The sequence below is a fragment of the Marinobacterium arenosum genome, from assembly GCF_019795155.1.
Lineage (GTDB): Bacteria > Pseudomonadota > Gammaproteobacteria > Pseudomonadales > Balneatricaceae > Marinobacterium_C > Marinobacterium_C arenosum.
Genome location: NZ_JAILYN010000017.1, coordinates 13,126 through 27,773, shown reverse-complemented (window position 1 = coordinate 27,773; position 14,648 = coordinate 13,126). Strand labels below are relative to the sequence as shown.

At 58.5% G+C, this 14,648-nt stretch carries 21 protein-coding genes; 19 read left to right on the top strand and 2 right to left on the bottom strand.

What is annotated here, in order from left to right; all coding sequences use genetic code 11:
- The first annotated feature begins 83 nt into the window (after window positions 1-83).
- The 16 genes from rplX (at window position 84) to rplQ (ending at window position 8,276) form a co-directional block, all read left to right on the top strand.
- Window positions 84-401: a 50S ribosomal protein L24 gene (gene rplX / locus K6T12_RS09630; RefSeq protein WP_222221875.1), complete on the top strand. Its 318-nt coding sequence runs from the start codon at window positions 84-86 to the stop codon at window positions 399-401.
- A 14-nt stretch (window positions 402-415) separates the two neighbouring features.
- Complete coding sequence (gene rplE, locus K6T12_RS09625; protein WP_222221873.1) at window positions 416-955, top strand: 50S ribosomal protein L5; 540 nt, start codon at window positions 416-418, stop codon at window positions 953-955.
- 14 nt (window positions 956-969) lie between these two features.
- Entirely contained in the window at window positions 970-1,275 is a 306-nt protein-coding gene (gene rpsN / locus K6T12_RS09620; protein WP_222221871.1) for a 30S ribosomal protein S14, read from the top strand.
- A gap of 84 nt (window positions 1,276-1,359) precedes the next feature.
- On the top strand, window positions 1,360-1,752 hold the full coding sequence (gene rpsH, locus K6T12_RS09615) for a 30S ribosomal protein S8 (RefSeq protein WP_222221869.1): 393 nt from the start codon (window positions 1,360-1,362) through the stop codon (window positions 1,750-1,752).
- Window positions 1,753-1,763: 11 nt separating this feature from the next.
- Complete coding sequence (gene rplF, locus K6T12_RS09610; protein ID WP_222221867.1) at window positions 1,764-2,297, top strand: 50S ribosomal protein L6; 534 nt, start codon at window positions 1,764-1,766, stop codon at window positions 2,295-2,297.
- 9 nt (window positions 2,298-2,306) lie between these two features.
- On the top strand, window positions 2,307-2,657 hold the full coding sequence (gene rplR, locus K6T12_RS09605) for a 50S ribosomal protein L18 (RefSeq protein ID WP_222221865.1): 351 nt from the start codon (window positions 2,307-2,309) through the stop codon (window positions 2,655-2,657).
- An 11-nt stretch (window positions 2,658-2,668) separates the two neighbouring features.
- Window positions 2,669-3,169: a 30S ribosomal protein S5 gene (gene rpsE / locus K6T12_RS09600; protein WP_222221863.1), complete on the top strand. Its 501-nt coding sequence runs from the start codon at window positions 2,669-2,671 to the stop codon at window positions 3,167-3,169.
- A 6-nt stretch (window positions 3,170-3,175) separates the two neighbouring features.
- Window positions 3,176-3,358, top strand: coding sequence for a 50S ribosomal protein L30 (rpmD, locus tag K6T12_RS09595; RefSeq protein WP_222221861.1), 183 nt, complete (start codon window positions 3,176-3,178; stop codon window positions 3,356-3,358).
- A 13-nt stretch (window positions 3,359-3,371) separates the two neighbouring features.
- Window positions 3,372-3,806, top strand: coding sequence for a 50S ribosomal protein L15 (rplO, locus tag K6T12_RS09590; RefSeq protein WP_222221859.1), 435 nt, complete (start codon window positions 3,372-3,374; stop codon window positions 3,804-3,806).
- Window positions 3,807-5,135, top strand: a complete 1,329-nt coding sequence (gene secY, locus K6T12_RS09585; RefSeq protein WP_222221857.1) for a preprotein translocase subunit SecY — start codon at window positions 3,807-3,809, stop codon at window positions 5,133-5,135.
- A gap of 17 nt (window positions 5,136-5,152) precedes the next feature.
- Window positions 5,153-5,269 carry a 50S ribosomal protein L36 gene (rpmJ, locus tag K6T12_RS09580; protein ID WP_007021200.1) on the top strand — a complete coding sequence of 39 codons (117 nt, stop codon included), beginning with the start codon at window positions 5,153-5,155 and terminating at the stop codon, window positions 5,267-5,269.
- Window positions 5,270-5,406: 137 nt separating this feature from the next.
- Window positions 5,407-5,763 carry a 30S ribosomal protein S13 gene (gene rpsM / locus K6T12_RS09575; protein WP_222221855.1) on the top strand — a complete coding sequence of 119 codons (357 nt, stop codon included), beginning with the start codon at window positions 5,407-5,409 and terminating at the stop codon, window positions 5,761-5,763.
- 26 nt (window positions 5,764-5,789) lie between these two features.
- A complete protein-coding gene (rpsK, locus tag K6T12_RS09570; protein WP_222221853.1) occupies window positions 5,790-6,179 on the top strand; it encodes a 30S ribosomal protein S11 in 390 nt (129 codons plus the stop codon).
- 15 nt (window positions 6,180-6,194) lie between these two features.
- Window positions 6,195-6,815, top strand: a complete 621-nt coding sequence (gene rpsD, locus K6T12_RS09565) for a 30S ribosomal protein S4 (RefSeq protein WP_222221850.1) — start codon at window positions 6,195-6,197, stop codon at window positions 6,813-6,815.
- A 27-nt stretch (window positions 6,816-6,842) separates the two neighbouring features.
- Window positions 6,843-7,847, top strand: coding sequence for a DNA-directed RNA polymerase subunit alpha (locus K6T12_RS09560; RefSeq protein WP_222221848.1), 1,005 nt, complete (start codon window positions 6,843-6,845; stop codon window positions 7,845-7,847).
- 36 nt (window positions 7,848-7,883) lie between these two features.
- The gene (gene rplQ, locus K6T12_RS09555) at window positions 7,884-8,276 is read left to right on the top strand and encodes a 50S ribosomal protein L17 (RefSeq protein WP_222221846.1); all 393 of its coding nucleotides are present in this window, start codon (window positions 7,884-7,886) and stop codon (window positions 8,274-8,276) included.
- A gap of 277 nt (window positions 8,277-8,553) precedes the next feature.
- On the opposite strand, the gene uvrA is transcribed toward rplQ, so the two are convergent.
- On the bottom strand, window positions 8,554-11,376 hold the full coding sequence (gene uvrA / locus K6T12_RS09550; RefSeq protein ID WP_222221844.1) for an excinuclease ABC subunit UvrA: 2,823 nt from the start codon (window positions 11,374-11,376) through the stop codon (window positions 8,554-8,556).
- 187 nt (window positions 11,377-11,563) lie between these two features.
- Between uvrA and ssb the strand changes: the two genes are divergently transcribed.
- The gene (gene ssb / locus K6T12_RS09545; RefSeq protein WP_222221842.1) at window positions 11,564-12,115 is read left to right on the top strand and encodes a single-stranded DNA-binding protein; all 552 of its coding nucleotides are present in this window, start codon (window positions 11,564-11,566) and stop codon (window positions 12,113-12,115) included.
- Window positions 12,116-12,118: 3 nt separating this feature from the next.
- Window positions 12,119-13,036 (top strand): dTDP-4-dehydrorhamnose reductase, encoded by a 918-nt coding sequence (gene rfbD / locus K6T12_RS09540; protein ID WP_222221840.1) that lies wholly within the window; start codon window positions 12,119-12,121, stop codon window positions 13,034-13,036.
- 36 nt (window positions 13,037-13,072) lie between these two features.
- Here the strand turns inward: rfbD and K6T12_RS09535 are convergent, their stop codons facing one another.
- A complete protein-coding gene (locus K6T12_RS09535; RefSeq protein WP_222221838.1) occupies window positions 13,073-13,459 on the bottom strand; it encodes a SirB2 family protein in 387 nt (128 codons plus the stop codon).
- 155 nt (window positions 13,460-13,614) lie between these two features.
- Here K6T12_RS09535 and moaA point away from each other — a divergent pair, with 155 nt between their 5' ends.
- Window positions 13,615-14,622 (top strand): GTP 3',8-cyclase MoaA, encoded by a 1,008-nt coding sequence (moaA, locus tag K6T12_RS09530; protein ID WP_222221836.1) that lies wholly within the window; start codon window positions 13,615-13,617, stop codon window positions 14,620-14,622.
- Window positions 14,623-14,648 lie beyond the last annotated feature (26 nt).

Genomic DNA, 14,648 nt, shown 5'->3' with positions numbered 1-14,648 from the left:
TAGCTTTGGTCCATGGAAAAACGCCAACGCCGTAAGGTGTTGGCGTTTTTGAGCATGAGCAGGTAGTAGGAAAGAGGTTAACAATGCGCAAAATTCGACGCGACGACGAAGTAGTCGTAATCGCAGGTAAAGACAAAGGTAAGCGCGGCAAAGTGCTGCGTGTCCTGGAGAACGATCGCCTGATCGTTTCTGGCATCAACATGGTGAAGAAGCACACCAAGCCGAACCCGATGCTGGGTAAGGCCGGTGGCATCGTTGAGAAGGAGGCGGCTATCGCGACTTCCAACGTGGCTATCTTCAACGCCCAGACTGGTAAAGGCGACCGTGTAGGCTTCAAGATCCTTGAAGACGGTACCAAAGTGCGCTTTTTCAAGTCCACCGGCGAAACCATTAACGGTTAATAGGAGTTGGTGTCATGTCTCGATTGAAAGCGCTTTACAAAGAAACCGTTAAGCAGCAGCTGAAAGAAGAGCTGCAGAGCCCGAACGTGATGGCAGTGCCGCGCGTGACCAAAGTGACCCTGAACATGGGTGTTGGCGAAGCTCTGGGCGACAAGAAACTGCTGGATAACGCCGTTGCCGATATGACTGCTATCGCAGGTCAGAAGCCGGTCGTTACCCTGGCTCGCAAGTCCATCGCAGGCTTTAAAGTCCGTGAAGGCTGGCCGATCGGTTGTAAAGTAACCCTGCGCGGCGAGCGTATGTGGGAATTCCTGGATCGTCTGGTAGACATCTCCATCCCGCGCATCCGCGACTTCCGTGGCCTGAACCCGAAATCCTTCGACGGCCGTGGTAACTACAGCATGGGTGTCAAAGAGCAGATCATCTTCCCGGAAATCGACTACGACAAGGTCGATAAACTGCGCGGTATGGATATCACCATTACCACTACAGCGCAGACCAACGAAGAAGGTCGTGCCCTGCTGGCTGCCCTGCAGTTCCCGTTCCGCAAGTGATTACGAGGTGAATCATGGCTAAGGAATCAATGAAGGCACGCGAAACTAAGCGTGCAAAGACCGTAGCTAAGTACGCTGAGAAACGTGCTCAGCTGAAAGCTATCGTCAAGAACCCGAACGTCTCTGAAGATGAGCGTTGGGAAGCACAGATCGCGCTGCAGAAACTGCCGCGTGATGCTAACCCGGTACGTCAGCAGCGTCGCTGCCAGCTGACCGGTCGTCCGCACGCTGTTTACCGCAAGTTCGGCATCTGCCGTAACAAACTGCGTGAAGCGGCAATGCGCGGCGATGTGCCGGGTCTGAAGAAGGCCAGCTGGTAATCCGGCGGGTCAATCGGTAAGCACGGTGGTCTGGGCAGATTATTGCTACCGCACCGTGCTGCACATGAGAGGAAGTAAATACGCATGAGTATGCAAGATACACTGGCGGATATGTTCACCCGTATCCGCAACGGCCACATGGCAGAAAAGCAGGCCGTATCCATGCCGTCTTCCAAAATGAAGGTTTCTGTAGCCGACGTTCTGAAAAACGAAGGTTATATCGCTGACTACAACGTAGAAGGCGAAGCTAAGCCGGTCCTGACCGTAGAGCTGAAATACTTCGAAGGCAAGCCGGTTATTGAAGAGATCAAGCGTGTTAGCCGCCCGGGTCTGCGCATCTATAAAGCTGCTGCTGACCTGCCGAAGATCGCTGGCGGTCTGGGCGTTGCGATTGTCTCTACCAACAAGGGCGTCATGACCGACCGCGCTGCACGTGCTGCGGGTGTCGGTGGTGAAGTGATCTGCACGGTATTCTAAGGGGTTGAACAATGTCTCGAGTTGCTAAAAAACCCGTAGTTGTACCGGCAGGCGTAGAACTGAAGATCGATGGTCAGGCCATTGCTGTTAAAGGCAAGAACGGCCAGTTGAACCTGGACGTACACCCGGCAGTTGAAGTTCAGCAGGGTGAAGGCGGTCTGACTTTCGCACCGCGCGATGGCTCCAAGCTGGCGCTGGCGATGTCCGGTACCGTTCGTTCCCTGGTGAACAACATGGTTGTTGGCGTAGACGCAGGTTTCGAAAAGACTCTGCAGCTGCAGGGTGTTGGTTACCGTGCCGCGGCCAAGGGTAACGTGCTGAACCTGACACTGGGTTTCTCACACCCGATCGACTACGAACTGCCTGAAGGCGTAACTGCAGAGTGCCCGAACCAGACCACCGTTGTCATCAAAGGTGCTGACAAACAGCGTGTGGGTCAGGTCGCTGCAGAAGTGCGCGCGTTCCGTCCGCCTGAGCCGTACAAGGGTAAGGGTGTTCGCTACGCTGATGAATATGTTCGCCGTAAAGAAGCGAAGAAAAAGTAAGGCAGGGTCATGAACGCTAAGAAACAATCTCGTATTCGTCGCGCACGCCGCTCTCGCTTGAAAATGCGTGAGCTGGGTGTAGCGCGTCTGTGCGTCAACCGCACACCGCGTCATATCTACGCACAGGTAATCTCTGCTGACGGCAGCAACATTCTGGCGTCTGCTTCCACTGTTGAAAAGGCTCTGCGTGAAGGCGCGACCGGCAACGTTGAAGCGGCACAGAAAGTGGGTGCACTGGTTGCTGAACGTGCTAAAGAAGCAGGTGTTACTGAGGTCGCTTTCGACCGCTCTGGTTTCAAATACCATGGCCGTGTCAAGGCGCTGGCAGATGCCGCCCGTGAAGGCGGTCTGCAATTCTAAAGGGGTCGAAGATGGCAAATCACGAACAGAAAGACGGTGATCTCCAGGAGAAGCTGGTTCAGGTTAACCGTGTCGCCAAAGTGGTTAAAGGTGGTCGTATCTTCGGTTTTACCGCCCTGACTGTAGTAGGTGACGGAAACGGCCGTGTAGGCTTCGGTCGCGGTAAAGCGCGCGAAGTACCGGTCGCTATCCAGAAGGCAATGGAGCAGGCGCGTCGCAACATGGTCACAGTTGACCTGAACGGTGACACCCTGCAGTACCCGGTTAAGGCCCGTCACGGTGCCTCCAAGGTCTACATGCAGCCGGCATCCCAGGGTACCGGTGTCATCGCCGGTGGCGCGATGCGTGCGGTACTGGAACTGGCCGGTGTACACAACGTACTGGCGAAATGCTACGGCTCTACCAACCCGGTAAACGTGGTACGCGCGACCATCAAAGGTCTGGCGTCCATGAACGCACCGGAAGACGTAGCGGCCAAGCGTGGTAAGTCCGTAGAAGAGATTCTGGGGTAATAGACGATGGCTAACAAGATTCAGGTAACGCTGGTGCGCAGCACAATCGGCATCCTGCCGAAGCACAAGCTGTGCGTTAAAGGTCTCGGCCTGCGTCGTATCAACCACACCGTAGAAGTGGAAGATACCCCGGCAGTACGCGGCATGATCAACAAAGTCAACTACATGGTTCGTGTAGAAGGCGAGTAAGGGAGTTCATCACATGCGTCTGAACACTCTGAGCCCGGCTGAGGGCGCCAAGCACGCACCGAAACGCGTTGGTCGCGGCATCGGTTCCGGCTTGGGCAAAACCTGTGGTCGTGGCCACAAAGGTCAGAAATCCCGCTCCGGCGGTAAAGTGAAGCCTGGTTTCGAAGGCGGTCAGATGCCGCTGCAGCGTCGTCTGCCGAAATTCGGCTTCACCTCTCGTCAGGCTCGCTATGTGGCGGAGATCCGCCTGAACGAACTGGCGAAAGTAACTGCTGAAGTCATCGATCTGGCAGCACTGAAAGAAGCCGACATCATCAAGAACGAGGCCAAGCGTGCTCGTGTGATCCTGTCCGGTGAAATCAACAAGGCAGTGACCGTCAAGGGTCTGAAAGTGACCAAGGGCGCACAGGCTGCAATCGAAGCTGCAGGCGGTAAAGTCGAGGCGTAAATGGCTAAGCAAGGACCCGTACCGGCAGGCATGCAGAGCGGACTCGGAGAGCTTTGGGCTCGACTGAGATTCGTTCTGCTGGCGATCGTGGTGTACCGCATCGGGGCACATATCCCGGTGCCCGGTATCAACCCGGATCGCCTTGCCGCGCTGTTTGAACAGAACCAGGGGACCATCCTCAGCCTCTTTAATATGTTCTCCGGTGGTGCACTGGAGCGCATGAGTATTCTGGCACTGGGCATCATGCCGTACATTTCGGCATCCATCATCATGCAGTTGATGACGGTGGTTAGCCCGCAGCTGGAGCAGCTCAAGAAGGAGGGTGAAGCCGGTCGACGCAAAATCAACCAATACACCCGCTATGGCACTGTGATTCTGGCGACTATCCAGTCGTTCGGTATGGCAGTCGGCCTGGCGAATCAGGGCGTGGCGTTCAGCGCCGATATCAGCTTCTACTTCGTAGCTGTAGTCACCCTGGTAGCCGGTGCCGTGTTCCTGATGTGGCTGGGTGAGCAGGTGACCGAGCGCGGCATTGGCAACGGTATCTCTATTCTGATCTTTGCCGGTATCGTGGCCGGATTGCCTAGCGCAATCGGTCAGTCCTTCGAAGCCGCCCGGCAGGGTGACCTGAACATCCTGGCGCTACTGGCGATCGCTGCCCTGGCGGTAGCGACCGTTGGTTTCGTAGTGTTCATGGAGCGCGGCCAGCGCCGCATTACCATCAACTACGCCAAGCGTCAGCAGGGCCGTCGCGTGTACGCGGCGCAGTCCAGTCACCTTCCGCTGAAGGTAAACATGGCGGGTGTTATCCCGCCGATCTTTGCATCCAGCATCCTGCTGTTCCCGGCTTCGGTCGGTCAGTGGTTCGGTCAGACCGAGGGGATGGAATGGCTGCAGGACATCGCGCTTGCGTTGGGTCCGGGTCAGCCGCTGTATATCCTGCTGTTTGCAATTTGCATCGTGTTCTTCTGCTACTTCTACACCGCGATTGTTTTCAATCCGAAGGATGTGGCGGATAACTTGAAAAAATCTGGTGCCTTCATCCCGGGTATTCGCCCTGGTGAACAATCCGCCCGCTACATCGATACGGTGTTGAGCCGCCTGACCCTGTTCGGCGCACTCTACATTACCGCCGTATCGCTGATGCCGCAGTTCCTGGTGGTTGCCTGGAACGTGCCGTTCTACTTCGGCGGCACCTCGCTGCTGATCGTAGTGGTGGTGGTAATGGACTTTATGGCGCAGGTGCAGGCGCACCTGATGTCTCATCAGTACGAGTCCCTGATGAAGAAATCCAACCTGAAAGGTGGCGGTGCAGGCATCCTGCGCTGACACTGGAGGACTAGATCATGAAAGTACGTGCATCTGTTAAAAAGATCTGCCGTAACTGCAAGATCGTTCGTCGCAACGGTAGTGTACGCGTGATCTGTAAAGTAGAGCCGCGTCATAAGCAGCGCCAGGGTTAATCCTGGCTGGGAAGCAGAAGCGCGCAACCTTGCTTTATTTTTGAACAGGGTGTATTATTGCGCGCCTTCTGCGAACGAAACGAATTGATCTTGGACCTTATCGCAGGCCGATAAGGTCACTATATGGAGTAAGTTGAATGGCCCGTATAGCTGGCGTCAATATTCCTGACAATAAGCATGCGGTTATCTCCCTGACGTATATCTTCGGGGTGGGCCGCACGACTGCTAAACAACTCTGCGAGACTTGTGGCATCGAACCGACCACTAAGATCGGTGAACTGTCCGAAGAGCAGCTGGATAGCGTTCGTGGTGAAGTTGCTAAGCTGACTGTCGAAGGCGATCTTCGCCGCGAAGTCTCAATGAACATCAAGCGTCTTATGGATCTGGGTTGCTACCGTGGTCTGCGTCATCGTCGCAGCCTGCCGGTTCGCGGTCAGCGTAGCAAGACTAACGCGCGCACTCGTAAAGGCCCGCGTAAGCCGATCCGTAAGTAAGTGGTAAGCGATAGGAATTTCCAAATATGGCAAAGCCAGGTAATCGCACACGTAAAAAAGTTAAAAAGCAGGTAGCGGACGGGTTCGCCCACATCCACGCCTCTTTTAACAATACGATCGTCACTCTTACCGATCGCCAGGGCAATACTCTGTCTTGGGCTACTGCAGGTGGCTCCGGCTTCCGTGGTTCCCGTAAAAGCACTCCGTTCGCCGCTCAGGTTGCTGCCGAGCGTGCTGGCGTAGCTGCCCAGGAGTATGGTCTGAAAAACCTCGACGTGTTTGTGAAGGGCCCGGGCCCGGGTCGTGAGTCCGCCGTTCGTGCATTGAACGCTTGCGGCTACAAAATCGCAAACATCACCGACGTGACGCCAATCCCGCACAACGGTTGTCGTCCGCCGAAGAAACGTCGCGTTTAATCTGGAGACGGTAATATGGCTCGTTATCTTGGACCTAAGTGCAAGCTGTCTCGCCGCGAAGGTACAGACCTCTTCCTGAAGAGTGGCGTGCGCGCACTGGACAGCAAATGCAAAGCTGAAACAGTGCCGGGTATGCACGGTGCTCGTCGTGGTCGTCTGTCCGACTACGGTCTGCAGCTGCGCGAGAAACAGAAAGTACGTCGTATGTACGGCGTATTGGAACGTCAGTTCCGTGGTTATTACAAAGAGGCGGCTCGCCGCAGCGGCGCAACCGGTGAAAACCTGCTGCAGCTGCTGGAAGGGCGCCTCGACAATGTGGTGTATCGTATGGGCTTCGGCGCTACCCGTTCCGAAGCACGTCAGATCGTCTCTCACCGCCAGATCACCGTCAATGGCCAGGTCGTGAACGTTGCGTCCTACCAGGTCAAGGCCGGCGATGTGGTTGCTGTACGCGAGAAAGCCAAGAACCAGCTGCGGATCAAGAACGCACTGGAGCTGGCTGGCCAGCGTGCACCGGTTGAGTGGGTAGAAGTCGACAGCAGCAAAATGGAAGGTACTTTCAAGGCCGTTCCTGAGCGCAGCGACCTGTCTGCCGACATCAACGAACACCTGATTGTCGAGCTGTACTCTAAGTAACACTTGAACTCTTGAATTGGTGAAATTATGCAGCGTTCCGTTAACGAGTTTCTAAGTCCCCGTCATATTGACGTTCAGGAGATCAGCAAAACTCGTGCGAAAGTGACACTTGAGCCGCTCGAGCGCGGCTTCGGCCACACGCTTGGTAATGCTCTGCGTCGCATCCTTCTCTCGTCCATGCCGGGTTGTGCAATCACGGAAGTCGAGATCGAAGGCGTGCTGCATGAGTACAGCGCCATTGAAGGGGTTCAGGAGGATGTCATCGAGATCCTGCTGAACCTGAAAGGCGTGGCCGTAGCTTTGCACAACAGCGACGACGTCACGCTGACACTGAGCAAAAGTGAAGCTGGCCCGATCACCGCGGGTGACATTCAGCTGAACCAGGACGTTGAGATCGCCAATCCGGAGCATGTGATTGCTCACCTGAACGAAGGTGCCCGCCTGAACATGCAACTGCGCGTGACTCGTGGTCGTGGCTACGTACCGGCTGACGTACGTAACTCCGACGAAGACGAGACACGTGCCATTGGTCGCCTGCAGCTCGATGCGACCTACAGCCCGGTCCGTCGTGTGTCCTACGTGGTCGAAAGCGCCCGTGTAGAACAGCGTACGGACCTGGACAAGCTGGTTATCGACATCGAGTCCAACGGCACCATTGATCCGGAAGAGTGCATCCGTCGTGCTGCTACAATTCTGCAGCAGCAGCTCGTTGTCTTCGTTGATCTCGAAGACGGCGCCGATCAGGCGAAAGACGAGCCGCAGGAACCGGAAATCGATCCGATCCTGTTGCGTCCGGTGGATGACTTGGAGCTGACTGTTCGTTCTGCCAACTGTTTGAAAGCAGAACAGATCTATTACATCGGTGACCTGATTCAGCGCACCGAGGTAGAGCTGCTTAAAACCCCGAACTTGGGCAAAAAGTCGCTGACGGAGATCAAAGACGTACTGGCTTCCAAAGGCCTGTCTTTGGGCATGCGTCTTGAGAACTGGCCGCCGGCTAGCCTCAAAAACGACGATAAAGTTGCCTCCTGAGCAGCGATTTAACACTAGTTTGGTAAGGATTTAGACATGCGTCATCGTAAATCTGGTCGCAAGTTTAGCCGCACCAGCGCGCACCGCAAAGCGATGTTCAAAAACATGGCCGTTTCACTGTTCGAGCATGAGCTGATTAAAACCACTCTGCCGAAAGCGAAAGAGCTGCGTAGCTACGCTGAGCCGCTGATCACTCTGGCTAAAGAAGACTCTGTAGCAAACCGCCGTCTGGCATTTGCTCGCACTCGCAGCAAGACTGCGGTTGGTAAACTGTTCAACGAACTGGGCCCGCGTTACGCGAACCGTCCGGGTGGCTACGTACGTATCATGAAGTGCGGTTTCCGCGCTGGTGACAACGCACCGATGGCTTACGTTGAGCTGGTTGACCGTCCGGTTGCCGCTGCAGCGGAAGAATCTGCTGAAGATTAATCTTCAGTCGTGCTTCTAGAAAACCCGGCCTCGGCCGGGTTTTTTTGTGCCTGTTTAATGCGCCAGACAGTCCTCTGGCCGCATTGCCGGCTAAGTGCCGCGATCGGTGTCAGTTTTTAACCGGCTGCTCGCCTGCTGTCTGTCGAACTGGGTGAAACACAGGCACGAAAAAACCGCTGGCCGGAAGGTTCAGCGGTTTTTCTATAATGCTGACTTGCAGCTTGCAGCTTGCAGCTTGCAGCTTGCAGCTTGCAGCTTGCAGCTTGCAGCTTGCAGCTTAGCCCAGCATCGGCTTCAGGAAGCGGCCGGTATGCGATTGCGGTTGTTCGACAATCTGCTCCGGGGTGCCGGTGGCGATGATCTGGCCGCCATTGACGCCGCCTTCCGGGCCCAGGTCGACGATCCAGTCGGCAGTTTTGATTACGTCCAGGTTGTGCTCGATCACCACGATGGTGTTGCCGTGGTCGCGTAACCGGTACAGCACGTTGAGCAGCTGCTGGATATCGTAGAAATGCAGGCCGGTGGTCGGTTCGTCGAGGATATAGAGTGTCTTGCCGGTATCCCGCTTGGACAGCTCCTTGGCCAATTTGACCCGCTGGGCCTCGCCGCCCGACAGGGTGGTGGCGGCCTGGCCGAGGCGGATATAGGACAGGCCGACGTCGATCAATGTCTGCAAGCGACGCGCCAGGGCCGGGATGGCATCGAAGAATACCCGTCCCTCCTCGACGGTCATCTCCAGTACCTCGTCGATGCTCTTGCCCTTGTACTTCACCTCCAGGGTTTCCCGGTTGTAACGCTTGCCCTTGCAGACGTCGCAGGGTACGTAGATATCCGGCAGGAAGTGCATCTCCACCTTGATCACCCCGTCGCCCTGGCAGGCCTCACAGCGGCCGCCCTTGACGTTAAAGCTGAAGCGGCCCGGCTTGTAGCCGCGCGAGCGGGCTTCCTGGGTACCGGCGAACAGCTCGCGGATCGGCGTGAAGATGCCGGTGTAGGTGGCGGGGTTGGAGCGTGGCGTACGGCCGATCGGGCTCTGGTCGATATCGATCACCTTGTCGAAGTTGTCCAGCCCCTCGATCTTGCGGTGTGGTGCCGGGTCCAGCGTGGTGGCGTGGTTCAGCTCGGTACCGGCCACCGGGTAGAGGGTGTTGTTGATCAGCGTCGACTTGCCGGAGCCGGATACCCCGGTGATGCAGGTCAGCAGGCCGACCGGGATCTCCAGGTCGACGTTCTGCAGGTTGTTGCCGTTGGCGCCAAGCAGCCGCAGCGTTTTGGCCGGGTCGGCCGGGGTGCGTGCGGTCGGCACCTCGATGCAGCGCTCGCCGGACAGGTATTGGCCGGTCAGCGAGTCGCGCGTATTCATCACCTGCTGCGGTGAGCCCTGGGCGATCACCTGGCCGCCGTGTACGCCGGCGCCGGGCCCAATGTCGATCACGTGGTCGGCCAGCCGGATCGCGTCTTCGTCGTGTTCCACCACGATCACCGTATTACCTAGGTCGCGCAGGTGCTCCAGGGTGCGCAGCAAGCGCTCGTTGTCGCGCTGGTGCAGGCCGATCGAGGGTTCGTCGAGGATATACATTACCCCAACCAGGCCGGCGCCGATCTGGCTGGCCAGCCGGATCCGCTGGGCTTCGCCGCCGGACAGGGTGTCGGCGTTGCGGTCCAACGACAGGTAGTCGAGGCCGACGTTGACCAGGAAGGTCAGCCGCTGGCGGATCTCCTTGAGGATCTTGTCGGCGATTTCGGCCTGCTTGCCAGCCAGTTCCAGGCGGTCGAAGTAGCCCAGGCAGTCGCCGATCGGCAACCTGACGATCTCCGGCAGCGTATTATCAAGGATGAATACGTGGCGGGCGTCGCGACGCAGCCGGCTACCGTCACAGGAGGGACAGGGCTGCATGTTCAGGTACTTGGCCAGGTCCTCGCGCACCATGTCGGACTCGGTCTCGCGGTAGCGGCGCTCCAGGTTGTTCAGTACCCCCTCGAATGGGTGCTGCTTGCTGATGATGTCGCCACGGTCGTTAAGATAGCGGAACGGCACCGCCTCCTTGCCGGAGCCCTGCAGAACCACCTTCTGATGGCGGCTGTCGAGTTCGCGGAACGGGGTATCCATATCGAAGCCGTAATGCTCCGCGACCGCCTTCAGCTGCTGATAGTAGTACAGGCTGCGGCGGTCCCAGCCGCGGATAGCACCTTCGGACAGGGTCAGACTGCTGTCGTGCACCACCTTGTGCGGGTCGAAGTACTGGCGCACGCCCAGGCCGTCACAGCTGGGGCAGGCACCGTGCGGGTTGTTGAACGAGAACAGCCGGGGTTCCAGCTCCTGGATGCTGTGGCCGCAGGTCGGGCAGGCGAAACGGGCGGAGAACACCAGGTCGTCATCATCGCCCTCCATCCAGGCCACCTTGGCGATGCCGTCGGTCAGGTTGATGGCGGTCTCGAACGATTCGGCCAGCCGGGTCTGCAGGTCGCTGCGCACCTTGAAACGGTCGACCACCACCTCGATATCGTGCTTCTTGTTCTTGTCCAGCTCCGGAGCGCTGTCCAGGTCGACCAGGATGCCGTTGATCCGGGCGCGCACGAAGCCCTGTCCCTTCAGTTCATGCAGGGTGTGCAGGTGTTCGCCCTTGCGGCCCTGTACCACCGGCGCCAGCAGCATCAGTTTGCTGCCCTCCGGCAGTGCCAGTACCTGGTCGACCATCTGGCTGATGGTCTGGGCCGCCAGCGGCAGGTCGTGATCCGGGCAGCGTGGTTCGCCGGCGCGGGCGAACAGCAGGCGCAGGTAGTCGTAGATCTCGGTGATGGTGCCGACCGTGGAGCGGGGGTTGTGGGACGTGGATTTCTGCTCGATGGAGATCGCCGGCGAAAGGCCCTCGATATGGTCGACGTCCGGCTTCTCCATCATCGACAGGAACTGGCGTGCGTAGGTCGACAGCGATTCGACGTAGCGGCGCTGGCCTTCGGCATAAAGGGTATCGAAGGCCAGCGAGGACTTGCCGGACCCGGACAGGCCGGTGATCACGATCAGCTTATCGCGCGGAATATCGAGGTCCACATCCTTCAGGTTGTGGGTGCGAGCACCGCGCACCAGAATCTTATCCATCCGCTCTCCTGGCTGGGCAAAAAACAGGCATTATAAAGAGTTCGCTCCGACAGCTCTATGACCGTTCGCGGCGGTGAATCTGGTCGGCCGGCTGTGGTATCCTTGCGGCAATAGAAAATTGTTTCGGCCGGGTCGCCAGGCCCGGCCCAAGTCGCCCCTTTAACGGCGTTCAATACTGGAGATTTCAATGGCGCGTGGTATCAACAAAGTAATTCTTATCGGTAACCTGGGCGGCGACCCCGAAGTGCGCTACATGCCGTCGGGCGGCGCGGTAACCAATGTTACCCTGGCCACCAGCGAGAACTGGAAAGACCGTAACACCGGCCAGCAGCAGGAACGGACCGAGTGGCACCGGGTGGTGTTCTTCAACCGGCTGGCGGAGATCGCCGGCGAGTACCTGCGCAAGGGCTCCAAGGTGTATATCGAGGGTTCCCTGCGTACCCGCAAGTGGCAGGACCAGAGTGGCCAGGACCGCTACACCACTGAGATCGTCGCCAGCGAAATGCAGATGCTGGACGGTCGTGGCGACAGCGGCGGCTATAGCCAGCCGGACTACAGCCAGCAGCAGGCGCCGCGCCAGCAAGCTCCGCAGCAGAACTACCAGCAGCAGGCGCCGCAGCAGAACTATCAGCCGGCCCCGCAACAGGCGCCCCAGCAACCTCCGCAGCAGCCCCAACAGCCGCAGCAGCCGCAGCAGGCGCCGGGTTTTGACGACTTCGACGACGATATTCCGTTCTAATCGATGGACAGCGGAGTCTTTGCGCAACCTGTAAAGGTGCTGGTGACCGGTGCGGATGGTCAGGTGGGACGCGCATTGCAGGCGTTGGCCGAGGAGGACGGCTTTTTCGAGCTGATTCCGCTGGGCAGCCTGCAACTGGACGTGACCAATGCCAAGGCGGTACGGGCGCAGCTGAACGAGCACCTGCCGGATTACCTGATCAATGCGGCCGGATTCAACGATGTCGACCTGGCCGAGCAGCAGCCGGAGCGCTGTTTCGCGGTCAACCGGGATGCGCTGGAGGGGCTGGCGCTGGCCTGCGGCGATCTGGGTATCCCGGTGCTGCACCTGTCGACCGATTACGTGTTCGACGGTCACTATGCCAGCGGTTATACCGAAGACGACGAGGCGGCTCCGCTGGGTGTCTACGGTGCCAGCAAATGGGCCGGTGAGGAGCATCTGCGCCGGTTGCTGCCCCGCCACCTGATCCTGCGCTGCAGCTGGCTGTTCAGCGAGGCGGGCACCAACTATGTGCTGAGCACCTTGAAGAACGCGGCGGAAAGCGGTGGCCGCCTGAAGGCGGTGAATGACCGGGTCGGTTGCCCGACCTCGGCGGCCGATGCGGCACGGGTGCTGCTGGCGATCATCAAGCAGCTGCAAAATGGTGCCGATGCCTGGGGCACCTATCATTACAGCGGCGCTGAGGTGACCACCCTGTACGGTTTCACCGAGGCGATCATCGCCGAAGCGCGCCAGTACGACGGACGCTTCCAGACGCTCGAGCTGGAGGCGGTCGCTTCGGCCGACTATCCGACCGAGGCGCAGCGACCAACCTCGTCGGTATTGAAGTGCCGCAAGCTGCTGAACACCTTCGGCATCCGCCAGCGGCCCTGGCGCAACGAACTTTCAGCGGTAATGCGCAAGATCTACCACGCGGACTGAGCCGACCCGGAACAGTCCGTAAGCGCCCGCATAATGTTAAAAAAACTGCCAGGGTAGCGGCTGGCGGGTCAGTGCAACACTGACGATATAGCCGGCGCTGGCCCAGGCGGCCAGCAGTGCCGCTACGCGGATCCCTTTGCTGCGGCCCCGTTTCAGGGCGATCGATCCCAGTACGATATAGAGCAGCAGGCCGCACACCTTGGCAGTCAACCAGTGATCACGAAACGGCAATTGCTGCACCTGCCAAGCCAGCAGCAGTGCGCTGGTCAGCAGTACCGTGTCGATCATATGGGGCAGTACCCTGGCCCAACGTCGCTGCAGCATCTGGCTGTCGCACAGCATCCAGATGCCCCTTAGGCTGAACAGAGAAAGGCTCAGGATGACCGAGCCGACATGCAGGTGTTTCAGTATCAGATAGCTCATCAGGTTCTCATTCGGGCCTGGGATCGGTGGATGGCTTGTCGTAAGCGGAACATTATGCCACTGTTCTAGCTAATGAGTGTTTTCTCATCCCTGCTTTAATTGTCTAAGCACTATCTTCATAACCAGTAATAATAAGAATTAACGAATACAGTTCGATGACTGATAACGTTGCGCCCAAAGAGGATGCGCTGGTCGATAAGTTCGGCCGTCGCGTCGATTATGTTCGGCTGTCGGTAACCGACCGCTGCGACTTCCGTTGTGTCTACTGCATGAGTGAAGATATGCAGTTCCTGCCCAAGCCGCAGGTGCTGACGCTTGAGGAGTTGTATCAGCTGGCCGCCAGTTTCGTGTCGCTCGGCGTGCGCAAGATCCGCCTGACCGGCGGTGAGCCGCTGGTGCGCCGCGATGTACTCTGGCTGATCCGCCAGATCGGTCAGCTCGGTTGCGAACTGGTGATCACCAGCAACGGCTCGCAGCTGTCCAAAATGGCGCCGGCGCTGCGTGAGGCCGGGGTATCCCGCATCAATATCAGCCTGGACAGCCTGAATCCGGAACGCTTTAAGCGGCTGACCCGCACCGGTCGGCTGGAACAGGTGCTCGGCGGTATCGACGCCGCCCTGGACGCCGGATTCGAGCGCCTCAAGCTCAACGCGGTGGTTCTGAAGGGGCGTAATGATGACGAGGTGCTGGACCTGGTCGACTTCGCTCGCGACCGCGGCCTCGATATCAGCTTCATCGAGGAGATGCCGCTCGGCGCGATTACCGAGCATGACCGCGCCGAGGCCTACTGTTCCAGCGACGAGGTGCGGGCGCTGATCGAGCAGCGCTACCCGCTGCAGCCGACCACCGAGCGTACCGCCGGCCCGTCCCGTTACTACCGGATGGCGGACAGCGACAGCCGGATCGGTTTTATCTCGCCACACAGCCATAATTTCTGCGCCGACTGCAACCGGGTGCGGGTCACCGTCGAAGGGCGCCTGCTGCTCTGTCTCGGCAATGAACACTCGGTGGACCTGCGCGAAGTGATGCGCCGTCATCCCGGCGACAGCGAGCGGCTGCGCCAGACCATCATCGATGCCATGGACCTCAAGCCGGAACGGCACTGGTTCGACCTGGATGACGAGCCGCAGATCGTCCGCTTTATGAACATGACCGGCGGTTGAGCCGGTCGTCACCCTGTAGTCCCGTC